General features: G+C 57.7%; 17 protein-coding genes and 1 pseudogene. 12 read left to right on the top strand and 6 right to left on the bottom strand.

Translation table 11 applies throughout. From position 1 onward, the window contains the following. The 4 genes and pseudogenes from FN633_RS18310 to FN633_RS18295 form a co-directional block, all read left to right on the top strand. Positions 1–862 (top strand): annotated as a pseudogene (locus FN633_RS18310) (hypothetical protein); the annotation flags it as partial. Positions 863–996: 134 nt separating this feature from the next. Further along, positions 997–2,286, top strand: coding sequence for a TolC family outer membrane protein (locus FN633_RS18305; RefSeq protein ID WP_243731518.1), 1,290 nt, complete (start codon positions 997–999; stop codon positions 2,284–2,286). Between the two features lie 23 nt (positions 2,287–2,309). After that, the gene (locus FN633_RS18300; protein WP_154058765.1) at positions 2,310–4,442 is read left to right on the top strand and encodes a type I secretion system permease/ATPase; all 2,133 of its coding nucleotides are present in this window, start codon (positions 2,310–2,312) and stop codon (positions 4,440–4,442) included. A 10-nt stretch (positions 4,443–4,452) separates the two neighbouring features. Further along, a complete protein-coding gene (locus FN633_RS18295; protein ID WP_154058764.1) occupies positions 4,453–5,622 on the top strand; it encodes a beta-barrel domain-containing protein in 1,170 nt (389 codons plus the stop codon). Positions 5,623–5,688: 66 nt separating this feature from the next. Here the strand turns inward: FN633_RS18295 and smpB are convergent, their stop codons facing one another. After that, positions 5,689–6,171: an SsrA-binding protein SmpB gene (gene smpB / locus FN633_RS18290; protein WP_042387529.1), complete on the bottom strand. Its 483-nt coding sequence runs from the start codon at positions 6,169–6,171 to the stop codon at positions 5,689–5,691. A gap of 154 nt (positions 6,172–6,325) precedes the next feature. Between smpB and FN633_RS18285 the strand changes: the two genes are divergently transcribed. Together FN633_RS18285 and FN633_RS18280 are read left to right on the top strand one after the other, a co-directional pair. Further along, positions 6,326–6,763, top strand: a complete 438-nt coding sequence (locus FN633_RS18285) for a type II toxin-antitoxin system RatA family toxin (RefSeq protein ID WP_042387527.1) — start codon at positions 6,326–6,328, stop codon at positions 6,761–6,763. Further along, positions 6,753–7,043, top strand: a complete 291-nt coding sequence (locus tag FN633_RS18280) for an RnfH family protein (protein ID WP_042387526.1) — start codon at positions 6,753–6,755, stop codon at positions 7,041–7,043. The genes FN633_RS18285 and FN633_RS18280 overlap by 11 nt, the downstream gene beginning before the upstream one ends. Before the next feature lie 76 nt (positions 7,044–7,119). On the opposite strand, the gene bamE is transcribed toward FN633_RS18280, so the two are convergent. From bamE to nadK, 3 genes are all read right to left on the bottom strand, one after another. After that, positions 7,120–7,458: an outer membrane protein assembly factor BamE gene (gene bamE, locus FN633_RS18275; protein ID WP_154058763.1), complete on the bottom strand. Its 339-nt coding sequence runs from the start codon at positions 7,456–7,458 to the stop codon at positions 7,120–7,122. A gap of 147 nt (positions 7,459–7,605) precedes the next feature. Further along, complete coding sequence (gene recN / locus FN633_RS18270; RefSeq protein WP_154058762.1) at positions 7,606–9,267, bottom strand: DNA repair protein RecN; 1,662 nt, start codon at positions 9,265–9,267, stop codon at positions 7,606–7,608. An 87-nt stretch (positions 9,268–9,354) separates the two neighbouring features. Then, complete coding sequence (gene nadK, locus FN633_RS18265; RefSeq protein ID WP_042387520.1) at positions 9,355–10,233, bottom strand: NAD(+) kinase; 879 nt, start codon at positions 10,231–10,233, stop codon at positions 9,355–9,357. 121 nt (positions 10,234–10,354) lie between these two features. Between nadK and grpE the strand changes: the two genes are divergently transcribed. Further along, a complete protein-coding gene (gene grpE, locus FN633_RS18260; RefSeq protein ID WP_042387519.1) occupies positions 10,355–10,948 on the top strand; it encodes a nucleotide exchange factor GrpE in 594 nt (197 codons plus the stop codon). Positions 10,949–11,058: 110 nt separating this feature from the next. Here the strand turns inward: grpE and FN633_RS18255 are convergent, their stop codons facing one another. Together FN633_RS18255 and FN633_RS18250 are read right to left on the bottom strand one after the other, a co-directional pair. After that, positions 11,059–12,345, bottom strand: a complete 1,287-nt coding sequence (locus tag FN633_RS18255) for an HlyC/CorC family transporter (RefSeq protein ID WP_154058761.1) — start codon at positions 12,343–12,345, stop codon at positions 11,059–11,061. A gap of 30 nt (positions 12,346–12,375) precedes the next feature. Continuing rightward, positions 12,376–13,167 (bottom strand): cytochrome C assembly family protein, encoded by a 792-nt coding sequence (locus FN633_RS18250; protein WP_154058760.1) that lies wholly within the window; start codon positions 13,165–13,167, stop codon positions 12,376–12,378. Between the two features lie 193 nt (positions 13,168–13,360). Here FN633_RS18250 and ffh point away from each other — a divergent pair, with 193 nt between their 5' ends. From ffh to rplS, 5 genes are all read left to right on the top strand, one after another. Then, positions 13,361–14,725 (top strand): signal recognition particle protein, encoded by a 1,365-nt coding sequence (gene ffh / locus FN633_RS18245; protein WP_154058759.1) that lies wholly within the window; start codon positions 13,361–13,363, stop codon positions 14,723–14,725. 127 nt (positions 14,726–14,852) lie between these two features. After that, the gene (gene rpsP, locus FN633_RS18240) at positions 14,853–15,101 is read left to right on the top strand and encodes a 30S ribosomal protein S16 (protein WP_042387512.1); all 249 of its coding nucleotides are present in this window, start codon (positions 14,853–14,855) and stop codon (positions 15,099–15,101) included. A gap of 15 nt (positions 15,102–15,116) precedes the next feature. Then, the gene (rimM, locus tag FN633_RS18235) at positions 15,117–15,656 is read left to right on the top strand and encodes a ribosome maturation factor RimM (protein ID WP_042387509.1); all 540 of its coding nucleotides are present in this window, start codon (positions 15,117–15,119) and stop codon (positions 15,654–15,656) included. A gap of 43 nt (positions 15,657–15,699) precedes the next feature. Next, positions 15,700–16,467, top strand: coding sequence for a tRNA (guanosine(37)-N1)-methyltransferase TrmD (gene trmD, locus FN633_RS18230; RefSeq protein ID WP_042387508.1), 768 nt, complete (start codon positions 15,700–15,702; stop codon positions 16,465–16,467). Positions 16,468–16,507: 40 nt separating this feature from the next. After that, positions 16,508–16,855 carry a 50S ribosomal protein L19 gene (gene rplS / locus FN633_RS18225; RefSeq protein ID WP_006178051.1) on the top strand — a complete coding sequence of 116 codons (348 nt, stop codon included), beginning with the start codon at positions 16,508–16,510 and terminating at the stop codon, positions 16,853–16,855. Positions 16,856–16,899 lie beyond the last annotated feature (44 nt).

Raw genomic sequence — 16,899 nt, 5'->3', positions numbered from 1 at the left:
AGCGACGGCAATAACCGGCGCAGATGGCCGTTGGTCAACTACGCTTAACGTGGGGCTTGATTTAGCGAAGATTTTGTCGCTGAGCACCGTCATCAATCTCTATGCCGCAGACGTTGCAGGGAACGTGGGATATCTGAACGTTGGCCTTAACGGCAGCAACCCCACCACCACGCCGCCAGTTGGGACGCAAACTCTTGCGGCAGAGGCCACCAGCTTCTCGCTGCTGGCAGCCAGCGCGGTAGAGAGCAGTGACACCACCCAGCAGACCACGGAGGAGACCAGCGCAACGCACGCCGCCGTGAGCCGTGTTGCGGCCACCCCTACCAGTGAAGAGAGCACCTCTGACGCTAGTGCATCAGGCGGCACGGCTGACGAGGCCTTCACCATTGGCGGCCTGAGCATCACCCTGGCCGATGGGACGCAGCAGAGCGGGGAGAGCGTGCAGGGCAGCGCCGGCAGCGACACTATCCACCTTTCGACGCTGGGCTTTATTGATATCAACGGCGGCGCGGGCACCGATACCCTGGTGCTGGATGGCGTCAATATGATCCTTAACCTTATTGATACCGCGAGCCGTGTCCACAACGTTGAAATCATTGACCTCGGTAAATCGGGTACTAACAGCCTGACGCTCGATCTGAACGAAGCGCTGACGGTAACCGATAAGCCGGAAGACGATCTGGTGATTAAAGGCAGTAACGGTGACCAGGTGAACCTGGTGCATGGGACGAACGACATCTGGGCTATTAGCGGTCAGCGCGAAGTCGACGGGATGCAGTTCGATGTCTATCACAACAGTGCTCAAAACACGACGTTAGGCGATGTGCTGGTCCAGCAAGGGCTGCACGTCAATATGGTATAGCGTTATCCCTGTCATTTATGCCTCAGGGATGAGGCATAAAAGATTATAAAAAGATCATCAGGGACAGTCAGGGTGGATAGATGAAAGCAAAGGCATTGTATTTGGTTCTGCTGGCCGCGCTCGGAGCGAGCGTGATGAGCACAGCCTATGGAGAAGAGCAGTTTAACTGGCAGGCCGCCCCCGGAGAACAGCTCCAGGCGCAGCTGACAATCAAAGAAGCAATTTTACGCGCTTTCGCTCGCAACCCCAAAATTGCCCAGGCGGCGGCGCAGATCCACGTAGGAAAAGCGAATCTGGACGAGGCGGAGAGCGCCTGGTTTCCACAGGTTTCGCTGCAAGGTAACGTTGGGCGTTCGCACCGCAACGACTCGGCAGGCTCCCTCAACAATAACGGCTCCGGCGGCGTCAGCCTCAAGCAGCTGATCTACGATTTTGGCAAAACCGGCGGCAGCATCGACGAGCAGCACAATCTTTCCGATGCCTACCGCTACGATCTCTATAACTCCCTCAATGAAGTGGGCATGGAGACGCTGCAAACCTACCTGCAGGTCAAGCGCTACCAGGCGCTGGCCGAAGCAGCACGCAAAAATATTGTCTCACTGCAAAGCGTGCAGGAGATGGCGGATCTGCGCGCCGAGGCGGGATTAAGCTCCCAGTCCGACGTGTTGCAGGCCCAAACGCGTATTGCCGGGCTCAACGCCTCGCTCGCCCAGTACGAGGCCCAGACCCGCTCGGCTCAGGCGGCGTTGAGCGTGCTCACCGGCGTGAAGTCGGACACGCTCCCCGATCTGCCTGAAGATCTGATGAAGCAAAAAATCACCCTTAACTCGCTCCCCTATGAACGCAGCAATGCGGTGCGCAGCGCTCAGGCGAGGCAGCTGGCGGCGGACGACCGTATTCGCCAGGCCCAGGCTCAGCACTGGCCGACGGTCTCGGTGCAGGCAGGGCGGACGCGCTATCAGAATGATGATGACAGCTACTGGGACGATCAGGTGCAGCTGGTGGTGGATGCCCCTATCTATCAGGGCGGTGCCGTGGGTGCTCGCGTTGATGCAGCCGAAGGAGACAGGGCCAGCGCCCGGGCGCAGGTGGAGGCCAGCAAGCTGGATATTAATCAGCGCGCGGCTACCGCGTGGGCCGATCTTACCGGGGCGCAGCAGCGCCAGCAGGCAGGGGATGCCCAGTACCAGAGCGCCGACCGCGCCCGGGGGGTCTATCGCGACGAGTACCGTCTGAGTAAGCGCAGCCTTAACGATCTGCTTAGCATTGAGCAGGATGTGTTTCAGGCCGATACCGCGTCGATTACCGCTCGCTACGACGCCTGGGATGCCGCGGTACGCTATGCGGCCGCCGCAGATAATCTATTGGATATGTTAGGCATTGAGCGTAGCCGCACCATCGGCGATACCCTGCCATCACTTTAAGCGCTAACGGCCAAGGAGTAGTTATGCAACAGCCGGATACTGATAGCTGGATCAATGTCATGGTGCGGGCGGCGGGGCGGTTTGGCCTGCCGGCGGATGCGCCTGCCGTACGCCAGCAGATGCGCTGGTTTGAGAGTTTGCCGCTTAACGCGCGGCTGGAGAGATTAAGCGGCCTGATGGGACTCCAGGTGCGCGTGGTGGAGCTGGAGAAGATGCGCTGGAATGCGCAAAACCTGCCGGTCATCGTCCAACTAGAGTCCGGCGAGCTGATGCTGCTGGAGTCTATCGATGGCGACGGGCTGGTGGCCTACTGGTTGAGCGAGGGGGGCGATCTGGTGCGCGAGGAGGCGCTGGAGACGCTGCTCACCCGCGTTAAGCCGGAGGTGGTGATGCTCGGCATTGCCGCCCGTGGGCGCGACTCCCGCATCGACGACTTTACACGTCCCTGGGAGGAGCACTGGTTCTGGCGGCACTTCCGCCATGCCAAGCGCAAGCTCTCCGAAATCGCCCTGGCTTCGGTGCTGGGCAACGTGTTGGCCCTGGCGGGGATCCTCTTCTCGATGCAGGTCTATGACCGGGTTATTCCCGCCCAGTCGATCCCCACCCTGTGGGTGCTGTTTATCGGCGTGCTGTTTGCCGCCCTGCTGGAGTTTATGATCCGCCTGGCGCGTACCCATGTCTCTGACATTATGGGCAAGCATATCGATCTCAACGTCTCCTCGCTCTTTTTTGCCCGTGCGATGGCGATCAAGAACGACTCCCGGCCCAAATCCACCGGCTCGTTTATCTCCCAGCTGCGTGAGATTGACCAGGTGCGCGAGCTGCTCACCTCGACCACCGTCGGCGCGGCGATGGATATTCCTTTTGTTCTGCTGTTCCTCGGCATTATGGCGCTGGTGGGCGGCCCGCTGGTGATCATCCCGCTGATCGCTATTCCGCTGATTGTGATCCCTGGGATCCTTGTCCAGTGGCCGATGGCGAAGCTGGCGAAAGAGGGGATGCGTGAGAGCGCGATCCGCAACGCGGTGCTGGTGGAGTCCATTGAGGGCGTCGAAGATATTAAGGCCCTGCAGGCCGAGCCCTACTTCCAGCGCCAGTGGGAGCATACCCACGCCGTGGGGGCCAACATCGGCATGAAGCAGCGCGTCTGGGGGGCACGGCTGAGCGGCTGGGCCTCTACCGTCCAGCAGATCACCTATGCCGGGATGCTGGTTTTCGGCTGCTATCTGGTGATGGAGGGGAACATTACGACCGGTACGCTGGTGGCCTGTAGCCTGCTCTCGTCGCGCACTATCGCGCCGCTGATGCAGCTGACCATGGTCTTCTCCCGCTGGCAGCATGCCAAAATGGCGATGAACGGCCTCGACGATCTGCTCAAGAAGCCGCTGGATAAGAGCGCCGATCAGAAAATGGCCCACTGTCCGGTGCTGGCCGGTCACTATCAGGTGCAGAAGGTGCAGTACAGCTACGATCCCGAAAAGGGCGATCAGGCGGCGCAGATCGACGGTCTGGAGATCAAACCCGGCGAGCGGGTGGCAATCCTCGGCAAGACTGGGGCGGGTAAATCGACCTTGCTGAAGCTGCTGTCAGGTCAGGCGCAGGCCAGCAAGGGTAAAGTGATCATCGACGGCGTGGATATGGCGCACATCGATCCCATGGATGTTCGCCGTCAGGTGGGCTACCTCTCTCAAGACTCGCGCCTCTTTTTCGGCACGCTGCGGCAGAACCTGATGCTGGGCCATCCGCACGCCACCGAGGCGGAGCTGATCCAGGCCCTGCGCATCAGCGGCGCGATTGGCATGGTGCAGCAGGATGCTGCCAGCCTCGACCGGCTGATTAACGAGGGGGGACGCGGCCTCTCCGGCGGCCAGCGCCAGATGGTGCTGCTCAGCCGCCTGATTGTGCGTAACCCGCAGATCGTACTGCTCGATGAACCCACGGCATCAATGGATGAACAGCTGGAGGCGTGGGTCATTCGCCAGCTTCAGCAGTGGCTCACCGGGCGCACGCTGGTGCTGGTGACCCACCGTCCGGCGCTGCTGAATCTGGTCGACAGAATTGTAGTGATGGAGAACGGCAAGGTGATTGCCGACGGGCCGCGCGACACGCTGCTTCAGCAGGCGGCGCGCAACAGCAACGTGGCATCGATAGCCTGAGGAGCGAGCGATGAGTCAACTGAGTATGCAGGACGATCTCGCCCGTCAGGGGCGGTTCTACTCGTCGGTGATCTGGCTGACGCTGGCGGGGCTGCTGATCTTCGTGGTGTGGGCGTGGTGGGCGATTCTGGATGAGGTGACGGTAGGGACGGGCAAGATCACGCCGTCAACCCATGCCCAGGTTATCGAGAGCCTCGACGGCGGCATCGTCAGCGCGATGCTGGTGCGCGAGGGGGATATCGTTGAGCGCGGGCAGATGCTCGCCCGTCTCGATCCCACTCGCTTTCAGTCTAACTACGGTGAGTCGGCGGCCAGGGTGCGGGCGCTGCGCGCGTCCAGCGAGCGTTTGCGCTCGGAGCTGACCGGAGAGCCGCTGCGCTTTAGCGAGGAGTCGATGCGCGAGCCGGAGCTGGTGGCGCGTGAGCGGCAGCTGTACGAATCCCGGCGGCGCAACCTGAACGAGACGGTGGCTAACCTGCAAAAAACCTATCAGCTGGTGATGTCAGAGCTGCGCATGACCCAGCCGCTGGTAGCCAAGGGTGCGGCAAGTGAGGTAGAGGTGATCCGCCTTCAGCGCCAGGCGACCGAGCTGCAGGGCAAGATCGACGAGGCACGCAACCAGTTTGCGGTGCGCGCCCGCGAGGAGCAGGTAAAAAACAACGCCGATCTCGACGCGCAGATCCAGGCGATGAGCGGTAAAGCGGATCAGGTGGATAGGGCGACGCTCTTCTCGCCGGTGCTCGGCATCGTCAAGGATATTCAGGTCACCACCGTCGGCGGCGTCCTGCAACCGGGGGGCAAGCTGATGGAGATCGTCCCGCTGGAGGATCAGCTTTTAGTCGAGACCCGGATTAACCCACGGGATATCGCCTACATCCGTCCGGGCCTGCCCGCGACGGTCAAGGTCACCGCCTACGACTCCTCGATCTACGGGAATCTTACCGGTCTGGTGGAGGTGGTGTCGCCGGATACGCTTCAGGATGAGGTACGCCGGGACCAGTTCTACTACCGCGTCTATGTGCGCACCAAGAGCGCTGAGCTGCAAAACAAGAGTGGCCAGCGCTTCCCAATCCTGCCGGGTATGGTGGCAAACGTCGAGATTAAAACCGGACAGAAATCGGTGATGGACTACCTGATCAAGCCGCTGAACAAGGTCAACGAGGCGCTGCGCGAGCGCTAGGCAATCTGACAGAGGGCAGGCACACCCTCTCCCCTGTGGAGAGGGAGGTGCTTGAGATGTTGCAGTTTAGCGCCCGGCGTTTTTCATAATACGGGCTTTATCGACCTGCCACTCGCGCTCTTTCACATCGGAGCGTTTGTCATGCTGTTTCTTACCACGGGCGACGCCAATCTTCACTTTGCACCAGGCGTTTTTCCAGTACATAGAGAGGGCGACAACGGTATAGCCTTCGCGATTGACGCGGCCATAGAGCGTGTCGAGCTCGCGCTGGTTAAGCAGCAGCTTACGGTTGCGGGTAGGGTCGCAGACAACGTGGCTGGAAGCGACGCTCAGCGGCGTAAAGTTGGCCCCGAACAGGTAGGCTTCACCCTCAATGAGGATCACATAGCTGTCGCTAATGTTGGCCTTCCCGGCGCGCAGGGACTTCACTTCCCACCCCTGAAGGGATACGCCCGCTTCAAACTCTTCTTCGATAAAATATTCGTGACGGGCGCGCTTGTTGAGCGCAATGGTAGCGGAACCCGGTTTATGTGCTTTTTTCTTTGTCATAAGTATCGTAAATCGTCGGTAATCAGCTGTTGAAAAATACCCCATCTATCCTGCGAGGTGTAACGCGTTATATTAGCATGAGTTTGCCTTTGCGTTTTCCTTTCCTGGACAGGAAATGTTATTATTTATGAGGTGTAGACCTCAGGATAACGCTATGCCGCAGATAAGCCGAACTGCTTTAGTGCCTTACAGCGCAGAGCAGATGTATCAATTAGTGAACGACGTAAAGTCCTACCCGGAATTTTTGCCAGGCTGTACCGGCAGCCGGGTTCTGGAAGCAAGCCCGACGCAGATGACGGCTGCCGTTGATGTCTCGAAGGCAGGCATCAGCAAGACGTTCACCACCCGTAACACCCTTACCAATAACCAAAGCATCTTGATGCAGCTGGTAGATGGTCCCTTTAAGCAGCTGATGGGCGGCTGGCGGTTTACGCCGCTGAGTCCCGATGCTTGCCGTATTGAGTTCAATCTGGACTTCGAATTCACCAACAAGCTGATTGAGCTGGCGTTTGGTCACGTGTTCAAAGAGCTGGCCTCAAACATGGTGCAGGCGTTTACCCATCGCGCGAAAGAGGTTTACAGTGCCGGGTGACATTCGTGTCGAAGTGGCCTATGCCCTGCCGGAGAAGCAGTACCTGCAGCGCGTGACGCTGAGCGAGGGGGCAACGGTGGAGGAGGCGATTAACGCCTCGGGTCTGCTGGAGCTGCGTTCCGATATCGATCTTGCGAAAAACAAGGTGGGTATCTTCAGTCGTCCGGTGAAGCTTGCCGACGCCGTGCAGGACGGTGACAGGGTGGAGATCTACCGCCCGCTGATTGCCGATCCGAAAGAGCTGCGGCGTAAGCGCGCGGAAAAAGCGGACGACGAATAGCGACGTGCTCAAATAAAAAACGTGCTCCAACAAAAAAGCGCTCATCGAGCGCTTTTAGTTTTTTTACCGGGCGGGCCTACCTGGACAGGGCCGGTTTGTTATCGATGTTGGTCAGCACGCCGTTGCTGTTAAAGGTCAGGGTCAGCGTCTGCTGCGTGACATCTTCATGGCCTGGCTGCTGGCGGAACACGTAGAACCAGGTGTTAGTACCAAACGGATCGCTCATCATTGGGGTACCTAGCGCATAGGCAACCTGCTGTTGCGTCATGCCGATACGAATTTTAGAGATGTCGTTAGGTGCCAGATAGTTCCCCTGGTTGATATCTGGGCGGTAAACCACTTTCTCCAGAGTGGAACAGCCAGCAGTCATCATCAGAAGAACCGCTGCGGCAGCAGTCAGCGTTTTACAGCGCATAGTGATTTGGTTCCTTTTCGGGCCTGGTAGTACGCGGCTCATTTGTAATATGCCGATAATAATAGACCTTTAGCGAGTTTGAAACCTCTGCTATCGGATCCAGCGGCGATTTTATGTCTCACTATGACCCAGAATTAGCTGAAAAGTTTAGGCTGCGAGCAGTTCTTTCGCATTAGCCAGCGTGTTACGGGTGACCTCGCTGCCGCCCAGCAGGCGCGCCAGCTCCTGCAACCGGGCCTTTTTATCCAGCGGCTGCATGTGGGTTTCGGTCATGGCACCGTCGGTCTCTTTACTGACGTAGAAGTGGTGGTGACCACAGCCCGCTACCTGCGGCAGGTGTGTTACGCACATCACCTGGGTGGATTCCCCCAGCTGGCGCAGCAGTTTGCCGACCACCGCTGCGGTCGGGCCGCTGATCCCCACGTCAACCTCATCGAAAATCAGCGCCGGGGTTTCCATCTTACGGGCAGTAATGACCTGGATCGCCAGGGCAATACGCGACAGCTCACCGCCGGAGGCCACTTTCGAGATCGCCTGCATTGGCTGGCCCGGGTTGGTGGTCACGCGGAACTCAATGCGGTCAGCCCCTTCCAGCGTCAGGTGACGCTCGTCAAAGCTAACGTCGATATGGAAGCGACCGTGCGGCATCGACAGGGCGTGCATGCTCTCGGTGATCAGCCCGCTCAGCTCCTGGGCATACTTCATGCGCTGCGCATGCAGCTGTTGCGCGGTCGCCAGCGCCTGCTGATGGTGCTTCTGTACCGCCAGGGAGAGCGTCTCCTGGGAGTCGGCCTGATCGTCAAGCTGCTGCTGCTCGTCAAGCAGCGCCTGGTAGTGCGCCGGCAGCTCTTCCGGGGTGACGTGATGCTTGCGCGCCAGCGAAATCTGCTTAGCGATGCGCTGCTCCAGCTCGTAGAGACGGTTCGGATCGAGGTCGAGGCGGTCACAGTAGTGGCGCAGCTCGTCGCTGGCCTCGCTCAGCTGAATGGCAGCCTCTTCCAGCATATCGAGCACGCTGGAGAGCTTGCTGTCCATGCCCACCAGCTCGGTGACCATCTGACGGGCGGTATAGAGCTGGCTCTGGAGGTTGGCGTCGTCGCTGTCGGCGAGCAGCGTCAGGGCGTTCTGGCTGGTGCTCAGCAGCTGGCCGCTGTTGGCGAGACGCTTGTACTCTTCGTCGATGCGCTCAAACTCGCCCGGCTGGGGACTGAAGTCGTTCAGCTCTTTCAGCTGGTAGTGCAGCAGCTCGGCGCGGGCGCTGCGCTCCTGGCTCTGCTGCTGATGCTGGGCCAGCTCGCGGCAGCTGTGGTTCCACAGGCGGTAGTGCTCTGCCATCTGCTGGGTAAGGGCATACTCCCCGGCATAGCCATCGAGCAGGGTCTTCTGGTGATCGGACTTGGTCAGCAGCTGGTGCGCGTGCTGGCCATGGATCTGAATGAGCAGCTGGCCCAGCTCGCGCAGCTGGGAGAGCGGCACCGCCGTGCCGTTGATAAAGCCACGGGAGCGGCCGTCGCTGCTGATGACGCGACGCAGCAGGCACTCACGGCCATCTTCAAGCTGGTTCGCTTCCAGCCAGCGCTGGGCAGCTGGGGTGTCTTTCAGGGAAAAGCGGGCGCAGAGATCGGCGCGTGCGGCGTCGGTGCGAACCATGTCGGCGTCTGCACGCCCGCCAAGGCACAGCCCGAGGGCATCAATGGCAATGGATTTACCCGCGCCGGTTTCGCCAGTAATGGCGGTCATGCCGCTGTGAAAATCAATTTCCAGCTCGCGAACAATTGCAAAATTACTGATGGTCAGTTGTGCCAGCATAGCCGCTTTTCCTGTATGAAAAACCATAACTGTGTTTTCGTACAGTATAAACGGGTTTTATATCCAGTAAAGCACCCGCCGCCGTTTTCAGAACAATTTTTTTGACCAGCCGAGCTTGGAGCTTAGGGTATTAAAATAGCTGTAATCCTTCGGGTGGATCAGGTTGAGATGGTAGTCACAGCGGCGGATTAACACATCTTCACCCTCCTGGATCGGCAGCGCAATCTGGCTGTCGCAGCTGATCTCTAGATCGCTACGCCGATGCGAGAAACGCAGGCGGATCGTGCTGCTGCTGTTGATCACCAGCGGGCGAGCCGACAGCGTGTGTGGGAACATTGGCACCAGGGTGATGGCGTCCAGCGACGGGGTGAGGATTGGGCCGCCCGCCGACAGCGAGTAGGCCGTGGAGCCGGTGGGTGTTGAGATGATCAGACCGTCCGAGCGCTGGGAGAAGGCAAACACCTCATCGATATAGACCTCAAACTCGATCATGTGCGCCACTTTGCCCGGATGCAGAACCACCTCGTTGATGGCGGTACTGATCCGCTTCTGGCAGTCGTGCTGGCACACCTGGGCCTCCAGCAAAAAGCGCTTTTCGCTGATGTAGTGCCCTTCAAGCACGTCCGCTAGCTGCTGCTGGGCGTTATCCGGATCGAGATCGGTCAGAAAGCCAAGGTTGCCACGGTTAATACCGATAACCTTAATATCGTAACGCGCCAGAGTGCGGGCCGCGCCGAGCATATTGCCGTCGCCGCCGACCACCACCGCCAGATCGGCCTGCTGGCCAATCTCCGCCAGCGTGCCGGTGCGCACGTTGGTCAGTTTTAGCTCCTGGGCGATCTGCTGCTCAACGATGACGTCATATCCCCGGCCAGACAGCCAGCGCCAGAGCATCTCATGTGTGGTCAGCGCCGTAGGGTGACGCGGGTGGCCGACAATCCCAATACAGGTGAAATGAGTACTCATTATCTGGAGTCCTTTTGCCAAATGAAGGGTGACAATCTTAAGGCTTCTCTTGAAACCGGAAAACTGATCCCCATAATAAGCGAAGTTAGCGAGATAAATGCAAAAAAACGCGGAGAAATTCATGAGTAGTAAAGAACAGAAAACGCCTGAGGGGCAAGCCCCGGAAGAAATTATCACGGAGCAGCATGAAGAGGTTGAGGCAGTAGAGTCTGACGCTTCTGTTGAGCAGGTGGATCCGCGCGATGAAAAAATTGCGAACCTCGAAGCGCAGTTAGTCGAGGCGCAGAATCGCGAGCGTGACGGTGTCCTGCGTATCAAAGCCGAGATGGAAAACCTGCGTCGCCGCACCGAGCTGGACATTGAGAAGGCGCACAAGTTTGCGCTGGAGAAGTTTATCAATGAACTGCTGCCGGTGATCGACAGCCTGGATCGCGCGCTGGAAGTGGCAGATAAAGCTAACCCAGAGCTGGCACCGATGGTGGAAGGTATCGAGCTGACCATGAAGTCGATGCTGGACGTGGTGCGCAAGTTCGGCGTTGACGTGGTTGCCGACACCAACGTACCGCTGGATCCGAACGTTCACCAGGCGATTGCCATGGTTGAATCTGAAGAGGTCGCGGCAGGTAACGTGCTGGCTGTGATGCAGAAAGGCTACACCCTGAATGGCCGCACCCTGCGCGCCGCGATGGTCACCGTCGCGAAAGCGAAGGCCTAATTAGCACCACAGTAAGCACGGTGTAATGTGTAGGCCCGGTAAGCGAAGCGCCACCGGGCATTACTGTGCTGAGGCTGCTATGCCGGGCGGCACTGCGTTTGCCCGGCATACTACTCTGTTACGCTCTCCCGCAGCGGTTTAACCGGCAACACCTTCACCTGCTTAATCATATTGTCCTGCACGTCGAGAATATCGATATCGTACTCGGCAATACGTACCCGCGTTCCCGCAGCAGGGATCTCCTCTAACGCCTCCAGCAGCATGCCGTTGATGGTGCGCGCCTCCTCTTCCGGCAGCTGCCAGTTAAAAGCTTTATTGAGCTCGCGCACGTTGGCGGTGCCGTCGATGATCACCGACCCGTCGTTCTGCGGAGTGACCTCTTCTGCAAGGGTAGGGGACATTGAGGTGGTAAAGTCGCCAACGATCTCTTCGAGAATATCCTCCACCGTCAGCAGACCCTGCACGTCACCGTACTCGTCGACCACCAGGCCAACCTTCTTCTTGTTACGCTGGAATTTCACTAGCTGGACATTGAGCGGCGTGCCTTCAGGGATGTAGTAGATCTCATCCGCCGCCCGCAGCAGCATCTCTTTGGTAAACTCCTGCTTCTCAGTCATCAGGCGGTAGGCTTCGCGCACTCGCAGCATGCTGATGGTGTCGTCCAGCGATTCACGATAGAGCACGATGCGTCCGTGCGGGGAGTGGGTCAGCTGGCGCACAATCGATTTCCAGTCGTCGTTGATGTCGATACCAACAATCTCATTGCGTGGCACCATGATGTCGTTAACGCTGACCTTCTCCAGATCCAGCACCGACAGCAGCATGTCCTGATTCCGGCGCGACATCTGCGAGCGGGATTCATGGACGATAGTGCGCAGCTCCTCTTTGCTCAGCGCGCTGCTCACCACGACGTCGGCCTTGATACCCACCATCCGCATCAGCAGGCGGGTCACGGTATTGAGCAGCCACACCAGCGGCATCATGACGATCTGCAGCGGCCCGAGCAGAACGCTGCTGGGGAAGGCGACCTTCTCCGGGTAGAGCGCAGCGATGGTTTTCGGCAGCACTTCGGCAAAGACCAGCACCACAAAGGTCAGCACCCCGGTGGCAATCGCCACCCCGGCGTTACCGTAGAGACGCATGCCGACAATGGTGCCGAGCGCGGAGGCGAGAATATTCACCAGGTTGTTGCCAATCAGCACCAGGCTAATGAGACGGTCGGGCTTGCGCAGCAATTTTTCTACGCGCTTTGCCGCGCGGTTGCCTTGCTTCGCCATGTGACGCAGCCGGTAGCGGTTCAGCGTCATCATGCCGGTTTCGGAGCCGGAGAAGTAGGCGGAGATCACCACCATGACGATCAGCGTGATAATCAGCGTGGTGGTGGAGATGTGTTCCAAGAGAGTTCCTTACGTACTTTACGTTTGTGCTTAGCCAGCAAACTGCTGAATAACGCGGCTACCAAAGTAGGCCAGCGTGAGAAGACCTGCGCCCGCGACGTTAAACCAGACCACCGGGCGGCCGCGCCACCCTTTATGATAGTGCCCCCACAGCAGAACGATATAGACAAACCAGGCAATGATAGAGAGCACCGCCTTATCGATGTTTTCCATGCTGAACAGATTACGCATGTAGAACAGGCCGGTGCAGAGCGTCAGCGTCAGCAGCACCACGCCGATCTGGGTGATGTGAAACATCTTACGCTCAATGCTCATCAGTGGCGGCATCTCGCTGCTGAAGGCCAGACGCTTGTTCTTCAGCTGGTAATCGATCCACGCCAGCTGCAGGGCGTACATGGCAGCAATGATCAGCGTCGCATAGGCAAACAGCGACAGGCCAATATGCACCATCATGCCCGGCGTCGCCTCAAGGTGAGTGACGAATTCGTTGGGCACAAAGGTAGCGAAGGCCAGGTTGATCAGCGCGAAGGCGTAGACGATAGGCAGCAGCAGCCAGCCGCGATTCTTGGACGCCACGATGGTCATCACCGTACAGATCATCAGGCTGACCAATGAGCCGACGTTGAGCAGGCTTAGGTTTTGTCCCGTATCGCCATCGGGAAAAATGCGCGCCTCCAGCGCCAGCGCATGGCTTACCAGGGCAATGACCGCGGAGATGATAGCCATCCGCCGCCAGCCGCTGTTTTTTTGCAGCAGGCCGGGAATAATCAGCGCAAGGCTGACGGAGTAAGCAATAAGCGCAAGCAGGGCAAAAACGGGCATAGTAATGTCGACAGTTGCAGTAGATAGAAGAGAGGCAGTATAGCGTTACGTGACCTTGCCTCCAACCGTTGCATCACAACCGTTGCATCACTACCCTGACATCACAACAACAGCGGCTTCATGTTATACTGCCGCAAAATCGTATTTATGTGTCGCTCAGGCGGCCAACCGTTTCCACCCCAGGTGAAAGACAATGTTTGATAATTTAACCGATCGTCTGTCGCGCACGTTGCGCAATATCAGTGGCCGCGGACGCCTCACCGAAGAGAACATCAAAGAGACGCTGCGCGAAGTGCGAATGGCACTGCTGGAAGCGGACGTCGCCCTGCCGGTTGTACGCGAGTTTATTAACCGCGTAAAAGAAAAATCGGTTGGTCATGAAGTGAACAAGAGCCTGACCCCGGGTCAGGAGTTCGTCAAAATCGTGCGCGGCGAACTGGTTGCGGCGATGGGCGAAGAGAACCAGGTGCTTAACCTGGCCGCACAGCCGCCTGCGGTCGTGCTGATGGCAGGCCTGCAGGGTGCGGGTAAAACCACCAGCGTCGGTAAGCTGGGTAAGTTCCTGCGCGAGAAGCACAAGAAGAAGGTGCTGGTGGTTTCCGCCGACGTCTATCGCCCGGCGGCGATCAAGCAGCTTGAGACCCTGGCCCAGCAGGTCGGCGTCGATTTCTTCCCGTCCGACGTAGCCCAGAAGCCGGTCGATATCGTTAACGCGGCGCTGAAAGAGGCGAAGCTGAAGTTCTACGACGTGCTGCTGGTGGATACCGCCGGTCGTCTGCACGTTGACGAAGCGATGATGGACGAGATCAAACACGTCCACGCCGCCATTAATCCGGTAGAGACGCTGTTCGTCGTCGATGCTATGACCGGCCAGGACGCCGCCAATACGGCGAAGGCGTTCAACGAAGCGCTGCCGCTGACCGGCGTAGTGCTGACCAAGGTTGACGGCGACGCCCGTGGCGGTGCGGCCCTCTCTATTCGTCATATCACCGGCAAGCCGATCAAGTTCCTCGGCGTGGGTGAAAAAACCGACGCGCTGGAGCCGTTCCACCCGGATCGTATTGCCTCCCGTATCCTCGGCATGGGCGACGTGCTGTCGCTGATCGAAGATATCGAGAGCAAGGTAGACCGCGCTCAGGCAGAGAAGCTGGCGAACAAGCTGAAGAAGGGCGATGGCTTTGACCTCACCGACTTCCTTGAGCAGCTCAAGCAGATGAAAAACATGGGCGGCATGGCCAGCCTGATGGGCAAGCTGCCGGGCATGGGCCAGCTGCCGGACAACGTGAAATCCCAGATGGACGATAAGGTCCTGGTGCGTATGGAAGCGATCATCAACTCGATGACGCTGAAAGAGCGTGCCAATCCGGACATCATCAAAGGCTCCCGCAAGCGTCGTATCGCAGCGGGCTGCGGCATGCAGGTGCAGGACGTGAACCGTCTGCTGAAGCAGTTCGATGACATGCAGCGCATGATGAAAAAGATGAAGAAGGGCGGGATGGCAAAAATGATGCGCAGCATGAAAGGAATGATGCCGCCCGCCGGCTTCCCGAAACGCTAATAAGCCTGCGATTTAGATGTATTGATTGCTTTTTACCGTAAAACGAGTAAAATTTTCGGGCTTTTAATATGACACCGGGCTCCGTTCCTCGACGGGGCCTGTTGTTTTATTCACACAAGAGGATGTTATGGTAACTATTCGTTTAGCTCGTCACGGCGCTAAAAAGCGTCCGTTCTACCAGGTTGTTGTTACTGACAGCCGTAATGCACGCAACGGTCGCTTCATTGAGCGCGTTGGTTTCTTCAACCCGATCGCTAGCGAAAAAGAAGAAGGCACCCGCCTGGATCTGGATCGCATCGCTCACTGGGTTGGCCAGGGCGCTACCGTTTCCGATCGCGTTGCTACGCTGATCAAAGAAGCAAACAAAGCAGCTTAATCTGTCACGGTGGTCATGATGAGCATTAAAGCACCTGTTGAACCGATCGTATTGGGAAAAATGGGTTCTTGCTACGGGATCCGTGGTTGGCTCAGAGTGTTTTCCTCCACTGAAGACGCTGAAAGCATTTTTGATTACCAGCCCTGGTTTATCCAGAAGGCCGGTAAGTGGCAGATGGTCGAGCTGGAAAGCTGGCGTCACCACAATCAGGATATTGTCATTAAGCTGAAAGGCATTGATGACCGTGATGCCGCGAATGCGCTGACTAATTGTGAAATTGTCGTGGATTCGTCGCAGTTGCCGCCGCTTTCTGAGGGTGACTACTACTGGAAAGACCTTATGGGCTGCCAGGTAGTAACCACAGAAGGCTATGCCTTGGGGAAAGTCATCGACATGATGGAAACCGGGTCAAATGACGTTCTCGTCATTAAGGCAAACCTGAAAGATGCGTTTGGTATCAAGGAGCGGCTGGTTCCGTTCCTCGATGGACAGGTTATCAAGAATGTCGATCTCACTACTCGCACAATCGAAGTAGATTGGGATCCTGGTTTTTAAACCTCCGGATAAACGGTAGGCACGGCACGATGGGGATTGGCTTGTGTTCATTGGTATAGTTAGCCTGTTTCCTGACATGTTTCGCGCCATTACCGATTACGGGGTAACTGGCCGGGCCGTTAAAAATGGCCTGCTGAGCATCCAGAGCTGGAGTCCACGTGACTTCGCTCATGACCGGCACCGTACCGTGGACGATCGTCCTTACGGCGGCGGACCGGGGATGCTTATGATGGTTCAACCCTTGCGGGATGCCATCCACGCAGCGAAAGCCGCGGCGGGTGAGGGCGCAAAGGTGATCTATCTGTCACCTCAGGGACGCAAGCTTGATCAAGCGGGCGTGAGCGAACTGGCAACGAATCAGAAAATGATTCTGGTGTGCGGGCGCTACGAAGGGGTCGATGAGCGTGTGATCCAAACCGAAGTCGACGAAGAGTGGTCTATCGGCGATTACGTGCTCAGCGGTGGTGAGTTACCAGCAATGACGCTGATTGACTCGGTTGCCCGGTTTATTCCAGGCGTACTGGGGCATGAAGCTTCGGCAACGGAAGATTCCTTTGCCGATGGGTTGCTGGACTGTCCACACTATACCCGTCCTGAGGTGTTAGAAGGCATGGAGGTGCCGGCAGTGCTGCTGTCGGGTAACCATGCCGAGATACGTCGCTGGCGTCTGAAGCAGTCGCTGGGCCGCACCTGGCTTAGAAGACCTGAACTTCTGGAAAACCTGGCTCTGACTGAAGAGCAAGCAAAGCTGCTGGCGGAGTTCCGAAAAGAACACGCACAACAGCAGCAAATACATGATGGGATGGCGTAAGCCTCCAAATATCAGTTTACCCAGGATAAGAGATTAAATTATGAGCAACATCATTAAGCAAATTGAACAAGAGCAGATGAAGCAGGACGTACCTTCCTTCCGTCCGGGTGATACCGTGGAAGTGAAAGTATGGGTTGTTGAAGGTTCCAAAAAACGTCTGCAGGCATTCGAGGGCGTGGTTATCGCTATTCGTAACCGCGGTCTGCACTCTGCATTCACTGTTCGCAAAATTTCCAACGGCGAAGGCGTTGAGCGTGTCTTCCAGACTCACTCTCCGGTAGTTGACAGCATTGCTGTTAAACGTCGTGGTGCTGTACGTAAAGCTAAACTGTACTACCTGCGTGAGCGTACCGGTAAGTCTGCTCGTATCAAAGAGCGTCTTAACTAAGGTTCGCTGTCGCGACATCCGAATTAGTCTTGTAGAATCAAGGG

This window comes from Pseudescherichia vulneris, from assembly GCF_902164725.1.
Lineage (GTDB): Bacteria > Pseudomonadota > Gammaproteobacteria > Enterobacterales > Enterobacteriaceae > Pseudescherichia > Pseudescherichia vulneris.
Note: the sequence above shows the minus strand (reverse complement) of the source record. Positions and strands in the feature narration are given on the sequence as shown.